22 protein-coding genes are annotated in these 22,016 nt (G+C 43.9%); 9 read left to right on the top strand and 13 right to left on the bottom strand.

Features of this window, described 5'->3' with window-relative positions:
* Positions 1 to 75: 75 nt before the first annotated feature.
* Positions 76 to 1,191, bottom strand: coding sequence for a sensor histidine kinase (locus ODZ53_RS20760; protein ID WP_372679680.1), 1,116 nt, complete (start codon positions 1,189 to 1,191; stop codon positions 76 to 78).
* A 16-nt stretch (positions 1,192 to 1,207) separates the two neighbouring features.
* Complete coding sequence (locus ODZ53_RS20755; RefSeq protein WP_372679678.1) at positions 1,208 to 1,909, bottom strand: response regulator; 702 nt, start codon at positions 1,907 to 1,909, stop codon at positions 1,208 to 1,210.
* A gap of 266 nt (positions 1,910 to 2,175) precedes the next feature.
* On the opposite strand from ODZ53_RS20755, the gene ODZ53_RS20750 reads away from it, so the two are divergent.
* From ODZ53_RS20750 to ODZ53_RS20735, 4 genes are all read left to right on the top strand, one after another.
* Entirely contained in the window at positions 2,176 to 2,961 is a 786-nt protein-coding gene (locus ODZ53_RS20750; RefSeq protein ID WP_372679676.1) for a class I SAM-dependent methyltransferase, read from the top strand.
* Between the two features lie 146 nt (positions 2,962 to 3,107).
* On the top strand, positions 3,108 to 3,719 hold the full coding sequence (locus ODZ53_RS20745; protein WP_372679674.1) for a TetR/AcrR family transcriptional regulator: 612 nt from the start codon (positions 3,108 to 3,110) through the stop codon (positions 3,717 to 3,719).
* Between the two features lie 22 nt (positions 3,720 to 3,741).
* Positions 3,742 to 5,046: an MFS transporter gene (locus ODZ53_RS20740; RefSeq protein WP_372679672.1), complete on the top strand. Its 1,305-nt coding sequence runs from the start codon at positions 3,742 to 3,744 to the stop codon at positions 5,044 to 5,046.
* Between the two features lie 95 nt (positions 5,047 to 5,141).
* Positions 5,142 to 6,002, top strand: a complete 861-nt coding sequence (locus ODZ53_RS20735) for a copper amine oxidase N-terminal domain-containing protein (protein ID WP_372679670.1) — start codon at positions 5,142 to 5,144, stop codon at positions 6,000 to 6,002.
* 343 nt (positions 6,003 to 6,345) lie between these two features.
* Here the strand turns inward: ODZ53_RS20735 and ODZ53_RS20730 are convergent, their stop codons facing one another.
* From ODZ53_RS20730 to trpB, 6 genes are all read right to left on the bottom strand, one after another.
* The gene (locus tag ODZ53_RS20730; RefSeq protein WP_242466770.1) at positions 6,346 to 6,546 is read right to left on the bottom strand and encodes a hypothetical protein; all 201 of its coding nucleotides are present in this window, start codon (positions 6,544 to 6,546) and stop codon (positions 6,346 to 6,348) included.
* The gene (locus ODZ53_RS20725) at positions 6,536 to 7,411 is read right to left on the bottom strand and encodes a radical SAM/SPASM domain-containing protein (protein ID WP_372679668.1); all 876 of its coding nucleotides are present in this window, start codon (positions 7,409 to 7,411) and stop codon (positions 6,536 to 6,538) included. Before ODZ53_RS20725 ends, ODZ53_RS20730 begins: the two co-directional genes overlap by 11 nt.
* A gap of 103 nt (positions 7,412 to 7,514) precedes the next feature.
* Positions 7,515 to 8,090, bottom strand: coding sequence for a GNAT family N-acetyltransferase (locus tag ODZ53_RS20720; protein ID WP_372679666.1), 576 nt, complete (start codon positions 8,088 to 8,090; stop codon positions 7,515 to 7,517).
* A gap of 119 nt (positions 8,091 to 8,209) precedes the next feature.
* On the bottom strand, positions 8,210 to 8,872 hold the full coding sequence (locus ODZ53_RS20715; protein WP_372679664.1) for a CPBP family intramembrane glutamic endopeptidase: 663 nt from the start codon (positions 8,870 to 8,872) through the stop codon (positions 8,210 to 8,212).
* 143 nt (positions 8,873 to 9,015) lie between these two features.
* Positions 9,016 to 10,230: a NupC/NupG family nucleoside CNT transporter gene (locus ODZ53_RS20710; protein ID WP_372679662.1), complete on the bottom strand. Its 1,215-nt coding sequence runs from the start codon at positions 10,228 to 10,230 to the stop codon at positions 9,016 to 9,018.
* A gap of 263 nt (positions 10,231 to 10,493) precedes the next feature.
* Positions 10,494 to 11,660, bottom strand: a complete 1,167-nt coding sequence (gene trpB / locus ODZ53_RS20705) for a tryptophan synthase subunit beta (RefSeq protein ID WP_372679660.1) — start codon at positions 11,658 to 11,660, stop codon at positions 10,494 to 10,496.
* A 214-nt stretch (positions 11,661 to 11,874) separates the two neighbouring features.
* Between trpB and ODZ53_RS20700 the strand changes: the two genes are divergently transcribed.
* Entirely contained in the window at positions 11,875 to 13,200 is a 1,326-nt protein-coding gene (locus ODZ53_RS20700) for an esterase-like activity of phytase family protein (RefSeq protein WP_372679658.1), read from the top strand.
* A 93-nt stretch (positions 13,201 to 13,293) separates the two neighbouring features.
* Here ODZ53_RS20700 and ODZ53_RS20695 read toward each other — a convergent pair whose 3' ends face one another.
* From ODZ53_RS20695 to ODZ53_RS20680, 4 genes are all read right to left on the bottom strand, one after another.
* Positions 13,294 to 13,809 (bottom strand): SMI1/KNR4 family protein, encoded by a 516-nt coding sequence (locus ODZ53_RS20695; RefSeq protein ID WP_372679656.1) that lies wholly within the window; start codon positions 13,807 to 13,809, stop codon positions 13,294 to 13,296.
* 130 nt (positions 13,810 to 13,939) lie between these two features.
* Positions 13,940 to 14,374 carry a HEAT repeat domain-containing protein gene (locus tag ODZ53_RS20690; RefSeq protein ID WP_372679654.1) on the bottom strand — a complete coding sequence of 145 codons (435 nt, stop codon included), beginning with the start codon at positions 14,372 to 14,374 and terminating at the stop codon, positions 13,940 to 13,942.
* 166 nt (positions 14,375 to 14,540) lie between these two features.
* Complete coding sequence (locus ODZ53_RS20685; protein ID WP_372679652.1) at positions 14,541 to 15,758, bottom strand: macrolide family glycosyltransferase; 1,218 nt, start codon at positions 15,756 to 15,758, stop codon at positions 14,541 to 14,543.
* Positions 15,759 to 16,041: 283 nt separating this feature from the next.
* Positions 16,042 to 16,836, bottom strand: a complete 795-nt coding sequence (locus ODZ53_RS20680) for a glycosyltransferase family 8 protein (RefSeq protein ID WP_064202968.1) — start codon at positions 16,834 to 16,836, stop codon at positions 16,042 to 16,044.
* A 326-nt stretch (positions 16,837 to 17,162) separates the two neighbouring features.
* Here ODZ53_RS20680 and ODZ53_RS20675 point away from each other — a divergent pair, with 326 nt between their 5' ends.
* A complete protein-coding gene (locus ODZ53_RS20675; protein ID WP_372679650.1) occupies positions 17,163 to 18,248 on the top strand; it encodes a hypothetical protein in 1,086 nt (361 codons plus the stop codon).
* Positions 18,249 to 18,331: 83 nt separating this feature from the next.
* Here ODZ53_RS20675 and ODZ53_RS20670 read toward each other — a convergent pair whose 3' ends face one another.
* Positions 18,332 to 18,637: an immunity 53 family protein gene (locus tag ODZ53_RS20670; protein WP_372679648.1), complete on the bottom strand. Its 306-nt coding sequence runs from the start codon at positions 18,635 to 18,637 to the stop codon at positions 18,332 to 18,334.
* A 94-nt stretch (positions 18,638 to 18,731) separates the two neighbouring features.
* On the opposite strand from ODZ53_RS20670, the gene ODZ53_RS20665 reads away from it, so the two are divergent.
* From ODZ53_RS20665 to ODZ53_RS20655, 3 genes are all read left to right on the top strand, one after another.
* Positions 18,732 to 19,175, top strand: a complete 444-nt coding sequence (locus ODZ53_RS20665; protein WP_372679646.1) for a cell wall hydrolase — start codon at positions 18,732 to 18,734, stop codon at positions 19,173 to 19,175.
* 171 nt (positions 19,176 to 19,346) lie between these two features.
* On the top strand, positions 19,347 to 19,649 hold the full coding sequence (locus tag ODZ53_RS20660) for a transporter (protein ID WP_372679644.1): 303 nt from the start codon (positions 19,347 to 19,349) through the stop codon (positions 19,647 to 19,649).
* 728 nt (positions 19,650 to 20,377) lie between these two features.
* Positions 20,378 to 21,913, top strand: coding sequence for a thiol-activated cytolysin family protein (locus ODZ53_RS20655; protein ID WP_372679642.1), 1,536 nt, complete (start codon positions 20,378 to 20,380; stop codon positions 21,911 to 21,913).
* The last annotated feature ends 103 nt before the right edge of the window (positions 21,914 to 22,016 follow it).

The following is a 22,016-nucleotide window of genomic DNA, read 5'->3' as shown; positions in this document are numbered from 1 at the left end:
AGGATGCCCCTATGTCAGTGCATAAGTTCATCCTTCGGCACATGAGATTTCTCATGTTGTTTCCCATGATTTTTTTCATTCGTTGCGATACGGTAGCAGAGTGGTCACGCTAAAGCCTCGCGTACCGTCTACAATCACTGTTCCACCAGCAGAAGCGGCTCTCTCCTCCATCCCGAGAATGCCAAGCCCTTTTACAACCTTTTCTGCGCCGTCCCCATTGTCTGTAACCACTGCTTTAATGAATGTATTCAGCACCCGTACCTCTAGGGAAATCACTGTCGCCTTCGCATATTTGAGTGCATTCGTGACCGCTTCCGTCGCATTTTGCTGGATGATTTTCCACTGAATCGGTGTAATGACATCGATGTCCCCGTTAAAAGTAAGCGTAGCTGTCACTGTCTCTCTCGCAGACAACTCATCGACAAACAACCGGAGTCGATTGATTCCCAGCTCCTCCGGCCGTGGCTTCACATCCTTGAGTGTCACTCTGATTCGCTCCAGCCCTTCCTTCGATATTGCGATCGCATTGCGAAGTAGCTCGGATGCCTTGTCCTGATCAGTCGCCATCAGCAGTCTTGACGCTTCCATCTGAATGAGCGCACCTGCCACCGCATGCCCCACATCGTCGTGAATTTGTTGAGAAAGGCGATTGCGCTCCTCCAATTGAATCGTATAGGTTGACTGGCGGAAGTATTCGCTACTCTCGTTCAAGGAGCGGGTCAAGCTTTGTAAATCCTCCCTCAGCCTCTCCCGTTCTGCCTCTAATCTACGAAGCTTATCAGTCAGCATGCTGCCACACCTATACAGCAAAAAGCTAAGAAAGGCCATTAGTAAATACAAGGGCATCCATTCAGGCAAAACGATGAACAAAGGCAACAGCATACCTCCAAAAACGACCACCCTCTGCTTACTCACCAAGAATACGATCTCCAAAATGTGGACTGGCAAGAGCAGCACAAATAGCGGGTCCAACACAAGTGTACTTGCTACCACGAACACGATGGATAGTCCCATAAATAATTGCTTATGATTCCTCTTTTTCACAATGAGAATAGTGAGATTACCAGCCAAATACAACAGGTACACAAGAATTTGCCACGGATCCATTTCAGAAGTGGGGTGAACCAGAAAAGAAGTCACGATGATAAACCCGAGCACCGCTGCCTTATTCGCCATTGTCCATAACTCCATCGGTAGTAACCTCCTTTCAGTCAGACATGTTCGTTTCGCCCGTCAAATAATAGATGGCGATCTGCGTACGGTGTTCAAGCGCCGTTTTATTCAAGATGGAAGTAATGTAATTCGCAACGGTTCCCTCGGAAATAAACAGCTTCTTGGCGATTTCTTTGTTCGATAGCCCTTTGGCGATCTGCTTCATGACATCGAGCTCCCGTTCCGTAAATAAGCTTTTGTCGATTTTGCTTTCGGTAGGGATGCCTGCTGTCGCTTTGGGAGATGGAGAAGTGGACACGGTATCCGCCGCGTTCCTCCCTGTATTCAGGTTCATTTTGATCTTATCTAGGACGACATCCTGCAGCACATGATGGTTGTTATAGACACTCTTGATGGCATCTCGGATGCGGTTGGGATCATTGTTTTTCAATAAATAACCGCGTGCCCCCGCTTGAATGGCTTCAAGGACAAATTCGTCATCGTCAAACGTGGTCAAAATGAGTGGTCTGACTGTAGTTTCCGTAGTCAATACACGAGTCGCTTCCACTCCATTCATGTTCGGCATCCGAACGTCCAAAAGCGCGACGTCTACCTCGTTCTGTTTGCAAAACGTCACCGCCTCGACCCCATCCTCCACACTCCCTACTACTTCAAACTCCGCAAAGCTCGTCAGGATGATTTTCATACCTTCCCGTATAAACGAATTGTCGTCTGCGATCAACACTTTGATTTTCAAAGCAGCTTGCCTCCCGTCGAACAGACCCTCGACCGCATAAAGAGCGGACGTATATTTTTTCCCAATATTACCACTGTCCTGCTTTGCTTCACAATTGTAGAATCTCACCCCAATGGTTCTTACTTTCCGGTCACACATGGAAAAATTAACACTTCGAAAATATATAGACATCAATCATATGTGTCAGTATGATATATTACCTAAGCCCTCTTACCAACCTAATTGGGGCCAATTTTTTGAATGGAATACGCTATGGAGGGGAATTTGTGGAAACAGCACAACTAAATAAAACGGCTTGGAACACTGGGGCTTACCAAGCGTGGCTGAAACGCTTTGGAACCCCTGCTGAGGCAGCGGTCAAAATTCAAGAAGACCCCCAAAAGCGAATCGGCAAAGTATATGAGCACATGGGCGACATTCGCGGCAAAAAGATTATCAATTTACTCGGTTCAAATGGAAACAAAGCTGTTGCGCTCGCCTTGCTAGGTGCCGACGTGACCATCGCCGATTTCTCTTCTGAGAATGAGCAGTACGCCAAAGAACTGGCTGCATCTGCCGACGTTGACCTGACTTACATCGTTTCGGATGTATTGCAGCTCCCTTCAGATATATTGGCTGGTGAGTATGATCTCGTTTTTATGGAATTCGGTATTCTTCATTACTTTTTGGACTTAACCGAATTATTCCAGGTGGTCAACTCGCTCCTGCGAAAAGGCGGTGTGCTCGTCCTCCAAGATTTCCATCCGGTATCTACAAAACTCATCTCCTCACGCGGAACGACTGCGAATATCCGCAAACATAAAGTAACAGGCGATTATTTCGATACCTCGCTTGAGGAAAAGGACATTGCTTTCTCCAAATTCCTCTCGAACGGCACAAATGTCGCTGAATCCAAAGTAATGTTGCGCAATTGGACATTAGGAGAAATTGTTACGGCCATTGCGAGCAAAGGGCTGTGCCTGAAAATGCTGGAAGAGCTCCCGAATCTCTCCTCGGAGGTTTTTGACAAGGGAATCCCGAAAACCTTTACGATTATCGCCGAGAAATTATAACGAACGTTTGCCATCATCTTATTACATTCCTACTACCGAACAGAGGAGGCTTTCCCTTCTCTTTTTCTTTTGTACACTTATAGACTGACGGTCAGTCATATGGTAATCTTTATCCAACCACTTACTGACAACCGAAGGAGGCGCCGATGAAAAGAATCGTGAAAGACCCCACAACACGGCGAGCAGAAATATTGGAAGCCGCCGGAGAGCTATTTCGAAATCAGGGTTATGTCCATACAACCGTGGATGCGATCATTCAAAAGGTCGGCGTAGCGAAAGGAACCTTTTATTACTACTTCAAGTCGAAGGAAGAAATCCTTGAAGCATTTGTCCACTCCATGGTTGATACGCTTTGCGAAGAATATAAAAAAATCGCAGCTGACTCTACCTTACCCGTCATGGAAAAGGTGCGCCAGATGCTGCGCAGCCAAAGCCACCACCTCGACAAGCAAGCCGAATGGATGGAAAGCTTGCATCGCCCTGAAAACAGAGAGCTTCACGAGCGCCTCAACATCGCCATTATCTTAAAAATAGCTCCTGTTCTTGCGCAAGTCATTGAACAAGGAAATAAAGAAGCTGTCTTTCATGTCGAGAATGCCTTGGAGACCGTTCAGTTTCTCCTTGCTGGCTCACAATTTTTGTTGGAATCAGGCATTTTTCATTGGGAGCAAGAGGAGCAGACAAAACGTCTACAGGCTATGCAGGTGATTATTGAACGGTCACTAGGAGCTGCCCCGGGGTCCTTCTCGTTTCTATAATGGCTGAAAAGGAGGAAAGACAATGAATGCTCATGATAAGGCCTTTCGCAGATTTCTGATCATTTGGTCAGGGCAGTTGCTTTCTGCAATCGGTAGTGGACTTACCGCTTTTGCCTTGGGTGTCTTTGTTTTTCAACAGACCCAATCTACCATGAGCTATTCGTTCATCATTCTCTTCTCTTTTCTCCCCTCCTTCCTCTTACTCCCCTTTAGCGGGGTGCTGGCAGATAGATTTGACCGCAAGAAAATGATGATCATCGGTGATATTGGCTCCATAGCTGGTATCTTGTTCATCTTGCTTGTCATGCTCTCCGGGCGTATGGAATTATGGCACATCTATTTGGGGGTCGGCATCAGCTCGCTCTCTGCCGCTATCCTAAACCCAGCCTATAAAGCAGCCGTCTCCGATCTGGTTTCGGAAGAGATGTACTCACAGGCAAGCGGGCTCATCCAACTGGCAAGCTCCGCTCCATATCTTATTTCCCCACTGGTTGCAGGGCTTCTTCTCAGTGCTTTTGATATCCAGCTCGTCTTACTTATCGATATGATGACCTTCCTTTTAGCTGTCGGCGCCGTGCTGATGATTATGAAAGTCGATACCACTCCTCAGAAACATGAAAGACAAAGCTTTTTTCGCGAAATGTCTGAAGCCTTCCGCTATCTCCTTTCAAAGAAAGGCGTTTTCTTGTTCGTTCTGTTAATGTCTGTCGTGTGTTTTTACATCGGACTGCTGCAATCACTTTTTGGGCCTATGATGCTGACATTAACTGATTCCAAGACGCTCGGTATCGCTCTCTCTGTATCTGCATCGGGTATGCTCGTCAGCAGCCTGTTGATCGGACTCTTCGGTATGGGAAAGAGAAAGGTATTCATGCTGTCCCTCTCTCTCGTACTTGCTGGCTTGTTTTACGCCTTGATGGGTGTGTTTCCTTCCGTTTGGCTGATTATGGTTTTTGGCTTCCTCTTTTTCATCACGCTTCCCTTTGTGAACACCAGCCTCGAGGTTCTCATCCGAACGAATGTAGAGAATGAACGGCAAGGCAGAGTGTGGTCGATGATCACGGCTATTTCACAAATCGGGTTCGTGCTGGCATTTGGGTTGGCAGGATTTTTGGCGGACCATGTATTCAATCCGTTGTTTGATCCAGATCAATTGCTGGGTCAAACGGTCGGTCAGGTCATCGGAACGGGGGCGGGCCGAGGAATTGGCTTTCTGTTTGTCCTCTCTGGCGTACTTGTGGCGCTACTGGGAATCGTAATCGGGCGTGTGAGGAAAATACGGGATTTGGAAGGAATAACACTGAAAGGTAAAGATTCGTACAAATAAAAATATTTTCTCAAAACCTATGCAACTTATTCATATTTTCCTCCGTCTTGAATGTCGAGTTCATGAGACTTACACCTAGAAGGAGGAAGATTCAAATGAAAAAAGCAATATCTACTTCGTTGGTTGCTATTCTACTCGCAACCAGTGTACCTGCTGCTCTGGCAGCTGACCTGGAGAGCAAAGGAAATGGGAAAGGCAAGCCCGAAGTAAAGGCAGAAGCAAAAAATAAATCAAAAGAAACTTCTGTCAAAGAATCTGATACCGATACAGATAGCGACGATGAGAACTCAACCGAAGCTAGCACAGAAACTCACATCAAAGACGTAAAGTTGAAAAAACAGCTAATCGAGCTTCGCCAAGAGCTCAAGCATACGGCTGAAATCACGGAAGATCAAAAAGCGAAATACGAGCAACTGGTAGCTGATCTGGAAAAAACCACTGACAAGCATGGAGCTTTGGACGTACAGCTTGAGCTTCTTCAGCGGACGTACCAAAAAGGAGACTATACACCCTTCAAAAAGCTTGGAGAACTCCTTGAGGATACAGGCTCGACAGAAGTGAAAGCATTCGTAGATGGAAAACAGGTAAAAGCGGATGTGGCACCGTTTGTAAAGGGTGGAAGAGCTTTGGTGCCTGTGCGTGCGATCAGCTCCGCATTGAAAGCGGAAGTGAACTGGAAGCCAGAGACTCGTAGCGTAGAAATTACGCGTGGCGAAAAATCTATCACGCTGTACCTCGATAAAAAAGAAGCAACTGTAGACGGGAAAACCATCTCTCTGGACACTGCACCTGTCCTGAAAAATGGACGTGTCTTCCTGCCTCTGCGCTTCATCAGTGAACAGCTGAACGCGGAAGTAAAATGGCAAGAAGAAGGCAAAATCGTCATCATTGACGACCTTCAAGCCCCTAAAGAATCCGAGCAGGATACAGACTCTAACGATACATCTACAAAGTAATACAACAAGAAGTCTTCATTGGGCATAGAAAAAAGATAGTGGTTCTCATTAGCTCCTCTTGGCTATGAGATCCGCTATCTTTTTTTATGTTATGTTTACCATTACTTCTGCCCATGAGTTTGTGGGGGATAGCGGCATCCGCCATTTTCAACGCCTGAAAACAAGCTTTTATCCCCTACAGTTCGTCCAGTCATGTCCAAGCGGCATTCATAAAATATGGTATGAACACGAAGGAGGTGGATGTATGTCTTGTGGTTGTAAGGATCGAGAAAAAAAACACGGGATTGAAAACAATTGTGATCCAGACTTAGACAGGGATTTCGATAGAGACGTGGACGAAGATTTAGACCGTGACCGTTGTGGTTGTCGCCGCCGTCGTCGTCGCTGCCGGTTTTGTTCCTTCTTCCGTCGCAGGCATCGCCGCTGTCGTTTTTGTTTCTTCTTCCGTCGCAGGCGTCGCCGCCGTTGTTAGTAGTGAAGTTTTAAAAATGAACGAAACGTCCGAATCATTTGACCCGGACGTTTTGCTTTTTCTACGCTCCAAACCTCTGGCGGTACCCGCATCTTCTACATAATTCCTCGACAGCTTCCCTGCGAGAGAATCCTTCTATCAGATTATTGGCCCGCTCGCCATCCACAATGTCAGTGAACGAAGTCTGATTGATATTCCCCAGATTGATGACCCCTTCCCCATCGAGACAACACGGCACAACGGTTCCATTTTCGAGAATCGCCGCTTGTGTGCGCAGTCCATGGCAAAAGCCTTTTCCGTCATCTTCAGGCGCTGTTAGACTCGGCCATTGGAATTCGTAATCTTGGTTCAAATAAACGCGGTCATCGATTTTTACCCCACTGCCTGCCACTACTTTCTCTTCAATTCGATAGTCCAGCCCAAACTCTTTCTCAATCACTTCGAGCGTCTGGCGGTTTCTACTCTTTTGAATGTTCGTAGCGTTATCCTGTGTCAAATTCCACAAACGGAAGGAAAAAATCACCTGATGCTCCTGCGCTTCCCGAACAAATGAAAGAATTTCGCGCAAATAACCTTCACGGTCGGTTGAGCCGATATGTCCGTCAAAGCTGTGAAGCGAGAAATTCATTTGTCGGAGCGCAGGCTTGCCCAGTAATTTATGCCGATTTTTCGCAATGAGCGTACCATTCGTGGTGATATTGACCTTGAAGCCTTTCTCATGACTGATATCGAGCAACTCATCAATTTTGGGATGCAGAAGCGGTTCCCCTTTGACGTGCAGGTAAATGTAATCAGTATGCGGTTTGATCTCATCCAGCCTTTTCGCAAAGTCTTCTACTTTAATAAAATTTTTACCGCGTTCCGTTGGCGGACAAAAGGTACAGGCGAGATTGCAAACGCTCGTGATTTCTATATAGACTTTTTTAAAGTTTTTCAAGATGTTTTCCCCATTCCAGATGCCTATGATTGATCATACCCATCATAGTAACATAGGAGGGCTTTTACAGGTAACGGTGTATTCTGGTGGTTTGGACGAAATCTCACGTTCCTTTTTCATAGTCCTCTTTCAGCATTCCGTAAATCTCCAGATCCACAATCCCTTTGCCCGACCACAGCGTTGCTTGTCTAAGCATTCCTTCCTTTATGAAGCCATTCTTCAACAATACTTTTTTAGAGGTCTCATTCTGAGGCATCACTTCCGCCTGTATTCTGTTGATGTTGACATCTATGAACAAAAAGTGGAGCAATAGGCTTACTGCTTCTGTCGCAACCCCTTTTCCCCAATGCGCTTCGGACAAAAAGTAGCCAATCGTCACCATGTTTACCTTTTGATGAAAGTCGAAAGCTTCCATAATGCCAAGCAAGTGATCGGGGTTATCATTGGCAAATATCCCCCATTTGATCTTGGATTTTTTCAAATAGTCTCTCTCAAAATGCCCGATCATGCTTTTCACTGTCGCTTTATTATGCTTGGGGATAATCCCGCAGTATGTAAATACATGGTCATTGCTGTAGATTTCAAATACTTCGTCCAAATGCTGCTCTTCGATTTTCTTCAAGGTGAACCGATCTGATTTTAGAATGGGAAACTGGTTAAACAGTACGTCAACGTTCATGATTTCAGCTCCATCTTTTGATATTCTCTATCTTCTTAATTTTTCCAACAGGGCTCACTTTCCTTCTTATCCACCTAATAGAAAAAAGGTATGGAAGCTCGCCTCCATACCCGCATCATTCATTTCAAGAATACTAGATAAACAGCCATAATCCCTGAATCTGCAAGGATATGACTGACGATTGAACCCATCAGTGAGTTGCTCTTGTCTCGCATATATCCCCAAATCAGTCCCGCCAAAAAGACTGGCAAAATCATCGCGATATTATACGGCCAGCTAAACAAAGGAATGATGGAGAGGAAATGATACAGGCTGTAAAACAATGACGTCAGCAAAATCATGGTTCGCTTTGTTCGTCTTCCTTCCAGCTTTTTAAATAAATATCCTCTCCAGTAGATTTCCTCAAGAAACGGATTGATCACGAGCAAAACAAGGATGAGCCAAACGACAAGATTGCCTGAGAAATCCCATTGTACCAATAAATTTTGCAGATCATCCTTATCAAACAAAAAGCTGTGAAAGAAATATCCTGCAACAATCATGGTGAGAAAGAAAAGAAGTCCAGTCCAAATGCCGTGATACATATTGAGGCGGTTGATTCCCAATCCCATTTGCCTGAATGTATCCCGCCATGTAGTTCTTTTCAAAACGATCATGTCTACAAACGGAACCGCAAACAGCCACCCGTAAAACAGCAAAAACGTGACTGGGACGCTACTCATGACCTGTAAACCCAAAAAGATCATGATCGTTGGCCCTAGAAATAACAGAACATGCTTCATCGTATCCCCACCAAATCATGGCTTGTTTTTACTAACAAGATTGTAGCGAGGAACACCAAAAGCGAGTAGTACCAACTTCCCGTAGTACCAAAAAAACGAGGGCATGGATCACTCCAGCCCTCGTCCTATTTTTACCCACTCACCTAAATGAGCATTCCTGCAATCGCCGCGCTCAACAGATTCGCCAAGGTTGCTGCAACTACTGCACGCAAGCCCATCTCTGCAAGGTCTGATCTTCTTGACGGAGCAAATCCACCCAAGCCGCCAATGACCATAGCCAGCGCGGCCAGATTGGCAAAGCCGCAAAGGGCGAAGCTGATGATCACCACACTTTTTTGCGACAAATTCGCAATCTCAGGGGCAAAAGCCGTGTACGCCACAAACTCGTTGAGGACAATCTTTTGCCCGATGAAAGAACCGGCCTTTAGCGCTTCCTCCCATGGAACCCCGATCATAAAGGCAATCGGCGCGAACAGGTAGCCTAATAGATGCTCAAGCGTCAACGCTTCTATTCCCACTAACCCGCCAAGCCAGCCAATAATCGAGTTCAGCAAGAAAATCAACGAAATAAACGCGAGCAATAACGCACCGACACCAGCAGCTACTTTTAGCCCGTCCGAGGCTCCACGAGCAGCCGCATCGATGACATTCCTGGACTCTGTATCTTTCATGACTTCCACATGTTCCACTCTGTGTGGCTGCTCTGTCTCCGGCATGATAATTTTCGCAAGCAACAAACCACCCGGTGCTCCCATGAACGCTGCCGCCAGCAAATACTCAATCGGAACGCCAAGCATCGCATACCCACCGATAACCGAACCCGAAACGCACGCAAGTCCACCTGTCATTACAGCAAACAGCTCGGACTTGGTCATTTTCTCAATATAAGGCTTTACGACAAGTGGCGCCTCAATCGGACCCAAGAAAATATTTGCAGAGGCTGACATGGATTCGGTTTCGCTCGTTTTGAGCACCCGAGACAAAAATCCACCAATTATTTTCGTAGCCCACTGCATAATACCGAGATAATACAGGACCGAAATCAAGGATGAGAAAAAGATAATAATCGGTAATACTTGCAGGGCAAATGTAAAGCCTGCATTCTGTGCACCCAATATCCCGCCAAACAAGAACTGAATTCCGGCATTCGTCGAATTAATGATGCTTTGAACGATCGTCGCCAAGTACTCCAGAAGCTTTTTCCCAAAATCCCATTTCAGTACGACTAATGCAAATATAAACTGAATCGCAAACGCACCAATGACCGTCCTCGGATGAATCGCTCTGCGATTTTTCGAAAACGCAATAGCTATTATAAAAATTCCCAGGATGCCGAGAACTCCCCATATGTATTGCATGAACTATATCCTTTCTGTATCGCCAGCTGTGTCGATTTCGCTACTTCTGTCATGTACCGTTCGGCCTTGGCTAGCACCTTCTGTGTTAACTATTTGCACCTTTACAAGTCACTATTCCAACAAATGTTGTGGTTAATACATCCCAAGCAAGACCCTTCAAAAAATAATACTAAAGTTTCACTAAAAAATATATAACTACATTGAAAAACAGCAGTTGATAGACAAAAAAAGAGGCTATCCATTCCGGACAGCCTCTGCATCTTTTATTTGTTTAACAGATGGAAAACTTGCTCTACGTCTTTGTCACCTCGTCCTGAAAGGTTAACAATCAGAATCTGCTCCGGTGAAAGAGTGGGAGCCAACTGCAAGGCATAGGCAATGGCATGAGCGCTTTCCAAGGCGGGAATGATCCCTTCTGTTCTCGATAGTTCTTGAAAAGCCGCTAGCACTTCTTCATTCGTCACTGTGTAGTATTCCGCTCTTCCACTTACTTTTAGCTGACTGTGTTCTGGTCCAATACCAGGATAGTCTAGACCAGCAGCAATCGAATACGTTTTTTGAGGTTCCCCATTTTCATCTAGTAACACTAGGCATTTAAAACCATGAATGACGGCTGGAACCCCTTTGGTCAAGGTAGGTGCCTGATCTGGCTCAACACCAATCATTCGAACAGATGGTTCCTCGATATAATGGGCAAAAGCTCCAATCGCGTTACTGCCACCGCCAACAGCAGCAATAACCGCATCCGGCAAACGACCTTCTTTTTCTAGAATTTGTCTCTTGGATTCTTCACTGATAATCGATTGGAAATACTTTACCATCGTCGGGAACGGATGCGGACCAACCGCAGATCCCAATAGATAGAACGTGTTCTGATAGTTTTGTACCAAATCATTCAGCGCCTCATCAACCGCATCCTTCAATCTTCCTTGTCCTTTCGACACCGCTACCACTTTTGCCCCTAAAAGCTCCATTCGAAATACATTCAGTGCCTGTCTTTTCGTATCCTCCGCGCCCATATAGATCACGCAATCCATGCCAAACATCGCGCAAACCGTCGCGGTAGCAACCCCATGCTGTCCTGCCCCAGTCTCTGCAATAATACGCTGCGCTCCCATTCGCTTTGCCAGTAGGATTTGACCGATAACATTATTGATCTTGTGGGCACCGGTATGGTTTAAATCTTCTCGCTTTAAATAAATTTTGGCACCGCCGAGTTTTGCCGTTAAATGACGAGCAAACGTCAACGGATTCTCACGACCTATATATTCTTTCAGATAATACTTGTACTCTTCGATGAATTCCTCATCATCTTTATACCTTTCAAATTGCTCAGCTAAATAGTCCAATACTTCCTGTAATTGTGGAGGGACAAAGCTTCCTCCAAACTCACCGAAATATCCCTTTTTTGTCTGTTCTGCCAATGACATGCTCATCTCTCCTCAGCTATAACTAGTCCTCAATCCTTCCTTGCATTTTATAAGATCAAAAGAGCGTGTGTCAATTTAGTTTTATGATTATTCAGAATACATTATTTTGTTGTTAATTTTTACAAAACCATCATTTTAGCTTCATATTTTCCCAATATAGTTCGGGTAGTCTAACACAAGTGGTTCATTACGTCGTTTTTTCATTCGGAGGGATATGATGAAGATTCATTTTCAAAAGAAAAGCTTGCTGATCGCAACAATCACGGCTCTATCCTTGATCGGAACACAAGGGGCAGGTGCAACTCAAAATGTAACGGAAGCACCCGTTGTAGCCGAAATTCATGAGTGGAAAAATCCCCCTGTGCTCGCTGAAGGTATTAAAGAAGGCGGTTTCTCCGGTCTCGTGCATCTCCCTAATGATCCTCCTTCTATCTTTTATACATTGGCTGACCGTGGACCAAATGGGCAATACGGCAAGGACGAGCTGCGTACGTTCCCTGACCAAAACTACACACCACGCTTGTACAAAATCAAAGTAGAGAACGGAAACATTCACGTTTTGGAAACCATCAAGCTGCATTTGCCACAGGGCAAGATCAACGCTTTTACGAAAACTTCCTCTATCAGTGGATTGCCGAACCTCGCTGGCCCTGATGAAGTTCCCTACGATGCGACAGGAACAAAAAAGATTAGTTACGATCCAGACGGTTTGGATTTGGAAGGCATCGCTTACAACCCGGTGGACGATACGTTTTGGTTATCCGACGAATACCGCCCATCCATCATTCAAGTAAAGCGTGACGGCACGATCCTGGGCCGCTATGTACCAAAAGGCTCCAAAGAAGCCTTGGTTGCCGCAGGTGCAAAGATGGAGATTTTTGATACGCTGCCAGCCGTCTATTCCAAGCGCATTGCAAACCGTGGCTTCGAAGGTGTCACCATCTCGCCAGACGGCAAGTTCTTGTATACTTCGATCCAAAGCCCGATGGCACTCCCTGATAAAAAGACAGGAGAAGCTTCCCGTAATCTGCGTATTTTAAAGATGGATCTCGCTACCAAAAAAATCGTAGGCGAGTACATGTACATCGCAGAGAACGCGAAAGACTTCGTGAAAGTGAAACAGAAAGACGTCGTCATCAGCGACTTGGCAGCACTTAGTCAGGATGTGTTACTGATTGACGAGCGAGACAAAAATGCCGGTGCAAACGCACAAATTAAGCGAATTTACAAAGCAGATTTTTCGAAAGCAACCAATTTACTCGGTACGCCAACAAGTGAGCATGACTTCGAAAAACTCACCGTCGCCCAAGTGAAAGAAAAAGGAATTGTGCCTGTTTCCAAGGAATTGCTGGTGGATGTAGCCAAGCTGAACTATCCGCATGAAAAGCTGGAAGGATTAGCGATTGTGGATAAAAATACGATTGCCATTGTGAATGACAATGATTTTGGCGTTGAAGGCTATGATGAGAAGGGCAAGATTAAAATCAACAGCAATCCAACGCAGATGTATGTGATTAAAGTGGGTAAGGAATTGAAATAAGAAGTTTGGCACCTGCTGTTTATGCGGGAGAAGTGCTACGTTAAAATAAAGAAAGCCTCGTAGCTTATTCAGATCTACGAGGCTTTTCTTATGTTACTCATCTTCCCCTTCATACAGCTTCGATAAGAATTCTGTAAATGTGTCAGCCACTCGGCTGATTGCTTCTCTTTGCCATTCCTCCAATGATTTTTCTTCTAGTTCACCCTCATCCAGGTCTTCCTCGGAGATCAAGAATTCGTGGTCTACGAAAACAACGATAGGTTCAGCATGCCGTCCGTTACTATAGTCAAAGCAAATGTAATTACCGGCAGCATCATATCCGATTGGGATCACTCCGTCAGGTACACAACCCTTAACATTCTCGTGTGCCGCTAAGATATGGTAACCCCCAACTTTCCTACTAAGGCTGTAGAATGCATTAAATACTTTACCTTCTACTTCCTCGGAATCAAAGACACAAGGAGTAGGACATCCCTCATTATTCTCAAGCATACACTCTATAAAATCTTTGGGCAATCGTACGCCCAGCGCAGCTTCTACTTCTTTGATATCTTGAATGTCTATCTTTTCCGTGCAGCATTCAAATGTTACATGATTTGGAATTCCCATGCCATTGCTCCCTGTTAATAATTTCGATCCACTTTACTAATATCGGAAATTATTACATTTCGTTGAAACAAAAAAAAGAAGGGGTATGATCCCCCTTCCTTTGCCACTCATTCCATCTCTACTGCTCTGTCTATAACGACGCCCAGGTGTTTTCAAGCCACTGATCAAAATCAGCACCTTTTTCTCCCTCGTACGTATCATAGATATCGCTTCTCATTTTTTGCAGTTTCTCTTTGAATTCCTCGAATGTATGACCTTTTGGCAAGCTCTTCTTAATTCTTACCAAGGCTTTCGTTGCGCCTTTGATCAAGTCGCCTTTTTTCTGAGCAGGTAGTCGAGCACCTTCCCCAAATGCTTTCAGTTTTTGAAAAGCAGTTTCTTGCACTTTGTACACCGTATCGTTTTCCATGATTCTCGTCAGTAATCTCATTGTTTCTTCATGCTTCCACTGACCCAATTCTTCAACAGCCTCTAAACGCTCTCTCCAATTAGACGTTCGATTGGCAGCCTTTTTTAATTCCTCAAAATTCGGAGGAAACTCATTTTTGATAACAATATTATTCATCAAATCTATCTCCTTCTGACTATCATCCTTCTATTATGGCACTACATCATATGAATAACACCCCCTTCTCACATATAAATTCCTCGAAAAAAGTGTGGAGAGCGAAAAAATTATAGTAAAAAAGCTTCTTGCCGCTCATGATGATGAGGCAAGAAGCTTTTCATTTTTAATTCGGCACGGAATACAAAGACATGATACATCTCGCAGCTTCTTGGTATCCGCCAGCATTACGCAAAGAGTCCCCTACCTGTATCGCGCGCTCTTTATAGGTCGATTTGTTCAAAACTTGCAGCAAAGCATCCTTCAATAATGTCGGTGTGAGCTTCCCCCTATTTAACATCATACCCGCTCCCAGCTCCTCCACCCGCTTTGCCACAATCGGCTGATCGGAGCTTAATGGAATCATGACGAGGGGCACATGAAAATAGAGAGCCTCACTCGTACTGTTCATGCCAGCATGTGTAATAAAAGCATCAGCCTGCTGGAGCACTTCCAGTTGCGGAACGTACGGTTCAATGATGAAGTTAGGTGGAATATGTTCTCCAAGAGACTCCAGCTCCGTTTCTCTTCCGCAAGATAGTACGAATTGAGCCGGAATATCTTGAAAGGCTACAAAGCACAATTTGTACAATTCCACATCTTTGGTCAAAATACTGCCCATGGAAATGTATACGACCTTATCGTATGAAGCACGTAGCTTTTCAAACGGAAACGAAGGAGAATCAGGGCGCGAAATAATTGACGGTCCTGTGAAAATGTAGCTATCGTCCAGTTTGTCAGCATCTGGCTGGAATTCACGGCTGGTAAAGACAATCTTCATGTCCCCATACTGACGGGTAATATCCTCAATGGCAGGGACCTCTACGTTGCATACACGTGCGATGCTCTGTGCAGTCTGCGTCACTCGTTCATAAAGTGCATCCACATCGACATCATCACTTGCCTCAAGCACTTCGACAATTTGGCTGAGCGGTTCAGCAAAGGCGAAATTGGTCACGGAGCAGATCGTCGGGATTCCTAACTTCTCCCCTAAAATCGCGCCTCCCCACCCAAACAAGGAGTCAAAAATCAGGTAATCAAATGATTCGTTTTCTATCTGCCTGAGAATCTCCGGAATGTGGGGTTCAATAATACCTCGCAGCATAAAATCGTTGAAATGAAGAGGATGTCTGAATTCTGTTGGGTTAAAACCTAAATCACGAGATACTTGTTCATCCTTTTGATAAGCACGGAATTGCGCCCCAGTCTTGGCGAGCCTATCCCGATATTCTTCTGAACACATATAGACGACTTCTTCTCCGTTGTCGACTAGCTGCTTCACTAATCCCAATGTAGGATTCACGTGACCATCTGCTGGAATCGTAACATACAATACGCGTGCCACTCACTCCACCTCCAAAAGAATATCCAATTAGAAAATGTTTCCATTTCATTATAGGTTAGACGACTGGAGAAAATGGGTAAAATCCAAATATTTCATAATTTGTTCAATATTTTATATGAAGATGTTTAGTATTGTGCATAAATCCTTATATTCCAAATGATTTCAGGAACCGGCTTGTACACCCACGAGTTTTTTAAACGCAAAAATCCCTCCAGCCATCATTTCTCCATGTGAAGGGATTTCCATCCATATTATTTAATTAACAAAGCCCGAAAGCCCGGTCCTACAAGGAGTTTAACTTCTTTACTTTTTTAAGATATTTAAAATACTCCTCTCGAAGCGGGTGCTTTTTACTCAACCACGGTTTGCTATCTTCCCCTGTGTAGTGAATAATGGCCGGATCTATTCGCAGGTTGCTTTTATAAAGATGTTTGGACTGATAATTCCACTTTGTGTCAAGTTGAAGCCAATTATCATGAAGAATCGCATTCATCGGATCTTGACTGGGATAACGAATAATACCTTGGTTCTTTTTCATGTAATCCATAATCTTTTTTGTGATGTTATGCTCTCTCCATTTTTTCAAATTCATGACTAATACTCCTGCATTAAAGTAATCACAGTCATCCGGAATAGCCAGATCGGCATGTCTCAGCTTGTTTAATCCTTGCCAAGAATCCATCACCGCTGCAAGGTAATATTGATCAACTTTTGTGTTCCATAATGGAGTGATGTCTTTTTTAATAACGATATCACTGTCCAAATAAATCACTTTTTCAACTTCTTTGTCCAGCAGGTCTGGAATAGAAATTCGATGATAGGTTTCCTGCGTAAGATGATCACGGACGAGGAATCCATCATATAGGGTCGGATCAATAGTGACATATTTAATTTGAGCATGGAATCGTTTCACAGTTTTCGTTAAGATGGATTTATTTTTCCCAGAGACTTGACTGTCAATAACGTGAACGATGACTGGGTTTTTCGAAACCTTATTTTCAAAAAGGGAATATAACATGACTGCGAGATGTACAGCAAAACCATCATTAACGGCTGTTACAATATGAATCGTGCCCACTATTCTCCCACCCCATATCCTAATTGAGCTATATATACACACTATTCATGGACAGCGTTGGTTTGTGTGATGAAAATACCTAATTATTTCTAGATGGGAGCACAATTCACAGCTGCACCCCTCCGCTGATGCCGCTTTTTTCTGTGTTCGATCAGAAAACCGTTATACGACTAGAGCATGTTCCATCCATCCCCATAAAATATATAAGCTGTAAGAGCGACTCGAATTCGGCAATGACCTTATCCCATAAGTGGCGGTATGAGGGTAATTTGTCCAAGCTTCAGACTAGGCACAAAGAAAGTACCTATTTAAAAGGGTGATGAAATATGATCTCCTTTGTGGTTGGCAGAGGGATGGGCCATCTCGGTAGATGCATTAGCATATCGGAAAAATTGCAGCAACACCATCTTCCTATTCACGTGTTTGCTTTTCGTGAAACACATGGCTATTTATCGAAAAACCTGCACAATGACATCCAATTGAAAGCCTTTAAATCTAAAAAATTCGAGGATGGTAAACAAACCACACTATTAATAAATGATTGGCGCTCCGATGTGCCTCGATTTCGCAGTGAGGGGAAAGTCGGTGGAAACACAAAGCTCGTGACCCTCTACCACAGTGACTTTATTATCGGTACTAATGATTCTGCTCCGATGCGGGAATACAAAAATCGCATTGTAGAAATCGCCAATCAATCCGATATCTTTTTGCACATGAACCTTATACCGCCTAAGCAGACCCATCCGCAAATGAACTGCATCTATATCCCTATTCCTTTAATCACCAGAGAAATCAGCCAATCCCCACAAGAAGTGCGACGCATGCTAGGCCTTCAGCAGAACGAGTCGTTTATTCTGGTTCACATGGGCGGCGGACTCGCTAACCGTTATGAACAGATCGTGAAGTGGTATGATCAAATAAACTCACTTGCTGGCCGCTATCGATTTGTTGTCGCTGGGCAATTGGCAGATGAAGATTACCAGTTCGATGAAAGAATCATCAAAGCCCCGCTCATTCCGAATGGCAAAAATCTTGTACAGGCGGCCAGTCTGGTCATTAGCAAACCGGGCATGGGCATTTTAGGAGATTGCATCTCTACAGGAACCCCATTGCTTTTCCTTCCGCCGGATGATGCAGAACGCGAGCAAAAAATAGATATGCTAAGAGAAATAGTCAACAGTGATAAGGTATCAATCCACGAACCGGAAGAGATTGTACCAAAGATTGAGTATGTGTTAGCAAATAAAGAGGTCATTCAAAAAAGATTTAGCCTTATCCCTACCAACGGCGCTGAGGTCGCAAGCAAAATTATCGAAATGGCATACCGGATCCCGCTATCGAAATTGGCAAAAAGACAGGAAGACCTCCTGCGCTTGACGCCGTACAGCTCCTTTGGACATAAGGGCGGATGACTTTGAAGCAAACAAGGAGGACTGTCTTAGGTAGAAGATCAATTTCTACTTAAGACAGTCCTCTTACTTGCGTGCTGTATTCGCTAGCTCTCTACCCATTGCTTAAAAAACGCAAGTATTTCATTCAGGTTTTTCGGACCACCAAATGCCTCAAAACATCCGTCTTTCAATCTGCAATGTACCCAATCATTCTCGGTTCTATCTACAACATAATTCTCAAAGGGTCTCTTGTTCTCCAAGGGCGTTTCTTTTAGGTTAATCTTTATCGACCATCCTGGATTATCAATCGTATAGATCGTTATTCCATCACTATGCTCCCAGTTTCCATCACAATTGGATGAGTAATAACTTTCTAACCACGTATGAAAAAAAACGGGATGTATGTCCACCGATTAGTATTTACTCTATAGAGCGATTTGAAGCGTAACATATTCGCTTCATCTACAATATGATATGCCTAGAACACTCTAAAGGGGTGAGCCGATGGCAGTCGTAAAAGCCAGGAATAGTGATATTGACATGTTGGCAAGGTTGCTTCGAGCCGAAGCTGTAGGTGAAGGCGAAATGGGTATGCTCCTTGTGGGGAATGTTGGAATCAATCGAATAAGAGCGAATTGCTCCGATTTTAAAGGACTACGGACAATTCCTCAAATGATCAACCAGCCGCATGCGTTTGAAGCTCTGCAACACGGTATGTTCTACCAAAGGTCTAGAGATAAAGAACGCCGTCTGGCACGACGGGCTGTGAATGGGGAGCGCCATTGGCCTGGCAAATTCTCCCTCTGGTATTTTCGTCCGGGAACAGCGCAAAATCCCCTGCCTTGTCCGCCGACCTGGTATAATCAGCCACACGTAGGAAGATACAGGCTTCATTGTTTTTATGAGCCGACCGCGAAAGAATGTATAAATGTATATAATACTTTTTAATGTTATGGACGAAAACAGCCCAGACATTACACTGCCCCAAGCGAAGAAAGGGGCAGTTTTTTTATATGCTCGTGTGGACCACTATAAATATTGGCTATGTGGTCTGCCCAATCATTGTTTTTCGGTTGAACATACAATGTTGAGAATTCATTGTAAAAGGAGTGATTTTTAATGGCATTTAGACCGCCTCTAGGGCCACCTCCGGGTCAGCCGCCAGGAGCACAGCAAGTACCACAGCCGCTAACTCCTCCTCCATCGTTCATCCCCCCACAACCCGCTCCCTTTAGAATTGATCCGAGGGCAATAGAAGGTTGCATGTTCCGTTTTACGTATCTTTGGCTTGTAAATGGTGAGCAGTTCTGGTTTTTCCCCGTTTTTGTAGGCCCTAGATCAATTGCAGGCTTTAGATGGACGGGGAGGACTTGGAGACGAACTGGATTTGATCTACGGTTAATTATTGCATTTACATGCTAAGGCTCTTTTACAACGATTCGATGCATAAGATACGCATCCTTTGAATTTAGGAACACAAGCCCCGGGTATATTTAACCTGTCGCGCGATTTCATGGGCTGCACGATCTTTGTCGTTAATGTGCAGCCTATTTATGCTGCGTACAATAATTGAAACTTTTGTAATCTCCCAGCCATTCCCTCTCGTTTCATACGATTGATCAACCCTTTATCTCCATAACTAATTTAAAATCAAGCTACTAATCGCACATGTAGAGATGACCGTAACTACTCACCCAAATTGCCGTTCTAATCGAACGGTAGTTTACACTTCAACTGAGTCCCTCTTTTAAAACGCACATAATTTGAACGGGATAAGAAAACGTAAGGAGTCGTGAATTTCCATTTGGTATAATTTGGCGATAAAGGGGTGGTAAAGGTATATGAGCGAATCCGTCTTTCGTTACATAGAGCTGCTTGAAATTGCTGGAGGCATATTCTTTTTCAGTTTGTTTAGGTACGGGTTAAGTAGGCATCATACTACTTGGAAATTCATTATTCTTGAATACATAGCTATTGTTCTAAGCATTTGGATTATCAAATCATTCGCGGATCTTATTTGGGGTTAGAGGAATTCTGGTTCAGTCTAACGATTCTTTCGGAAACTACCGATATAGTTAGTATTCCAAAAAATATATTTAATGGGAGTATAATTATTGGCGTTATGCTCACATCTCAAAGGGGAATATCTTATGAGGATTCGAAATCATACTAGAATTTTAAAAGTACTCGCTAGTTTATCTGTTATTTTCGCTACTGTAAATTATCCAGTTATCTCCTTTGCCGAAGCGGTTGATTCTAGTGAAGTCAGTGAAACAAGTAACGCCGATGACATTAATACCGGTATAGCAGACTTGGACTATGATAATGACGAAGTTTTAGCAGTAAGTGGAGATGAGATAGATAGTTTTGTTCCAAAAGAAGCTCTCAATCCACATGGTAAGTTTATCGTCGTAGAACGCAAGAAAAAGTCACTTTCCACTTCTCCAGTAGATATTTCCATTATTGATTCTATGGCTAATCGCACGTACCCAGGTGCATTACAACTTGCCAATCAAGCTTTTGCAGAAAATAAACCGAGTGTATTACTAGTACCAAGAAAACCTTTGACGATTAGTATTGATTTACCAGGTTTGAAAAAAGAAAATTCCATTACTGTGGATAACCCAACATACGGGAATGTGTCTGGAGCAGTAGATGAGCTTGTGTCTAAATGGAGCGATGAGTATTCAGCAACACATACTCTACCTGCTCGATTGCAGTATGCAGAATCAATGGTTTATAGCAAATCTCAAATCGGAAGTGCTCTGAATGTTAACGCGAAATATCTTGATTCTACATTAGGAATTGACTTTAACGCGATTGCTAATGGAGAGAAAAAAGTGATGGTGGCGGCCTATAAACAAATATTTTATACGGTAAATGCGGAACTGCCTAACGATCCATCCGATCTTTTTAATGATAGTGTTACTTTTAAAGATTTGAAACGCAAAGGGGTCAGTGATCAATCCCCACCGGTTATGGTATCAAATGTCGCATATGGTAGAACCATTTATGTGAAATTAGAAACAACCTCTAAGAGCAAAGACGTAAAAGCAGCATTTAAATCCTTGCTTCAGAATACTGGCAATGTAGAAACGAATGCCGAGTACAAGGATATCTTTGAAGACAGTTCCTTTACAGCTGTAGTATTAGGCGGAGATTCACAAGAGCATAACAAGGTCGTTACGAAAGACTTTAGTGAAATCCGGAATATCATCAAAGATAATGCGGAATTTAGCCTGAAGAACCCAGCATATCCAATCTCCTATACCAGTGTTTTCTTAAAAGATAATGCCATTGCTGCCGTTCATAACAATACAGATTATATTGAGACTACCGCTACCGAATATTCGAAAGGTAAAATATCGCTTGGCCATTATGGCTGGTATGTCGCTCAATTTGATGTATCGTGGGATGAGGTTTCCTATGATAAAAATGGGGAAGAAGTACTCACACATAAAACGTGGGAAGGAAGCAACCAAGATAGAACAGCTCCTTTCACGACAGTGATTCCTCTGCCACCTAATGCAAAAAACATAAGGATTTTTGCGAAAGAATGTACCGGCCTTGCTTGGGAGTGGTGGAGAACCGTTATTGATGAGTACAACATCCCATTATCTAGTGAAATTAAAGTTGAAATTGGCGGAACGACATTAAACCCAACGGGTGGTATTACATTTAAGTAGTTGTGAGAAGAAACGGCTGAAATCCTTTTTATCGAGGACTTCAGCCGTTTTTCTTTTTCTTATTCCTATGCAGGGGAAAAGGTGCAACCCAAAATGGGGAGTC

The organism is Brevibacillus sp. BD137, assembly GCF_041644655.1.
Taxonomy (GTDB): Bacteria; Bacillota; Bacilli; order Brevibacillales; family Brevibacillaceae; genus Brevibacillus; species Brevibacillus brevis_D.
Note: the sequence above shows the minus strand (reverse complement) of the source record. Positions and strands in the feature narration are given on the sequence as shown.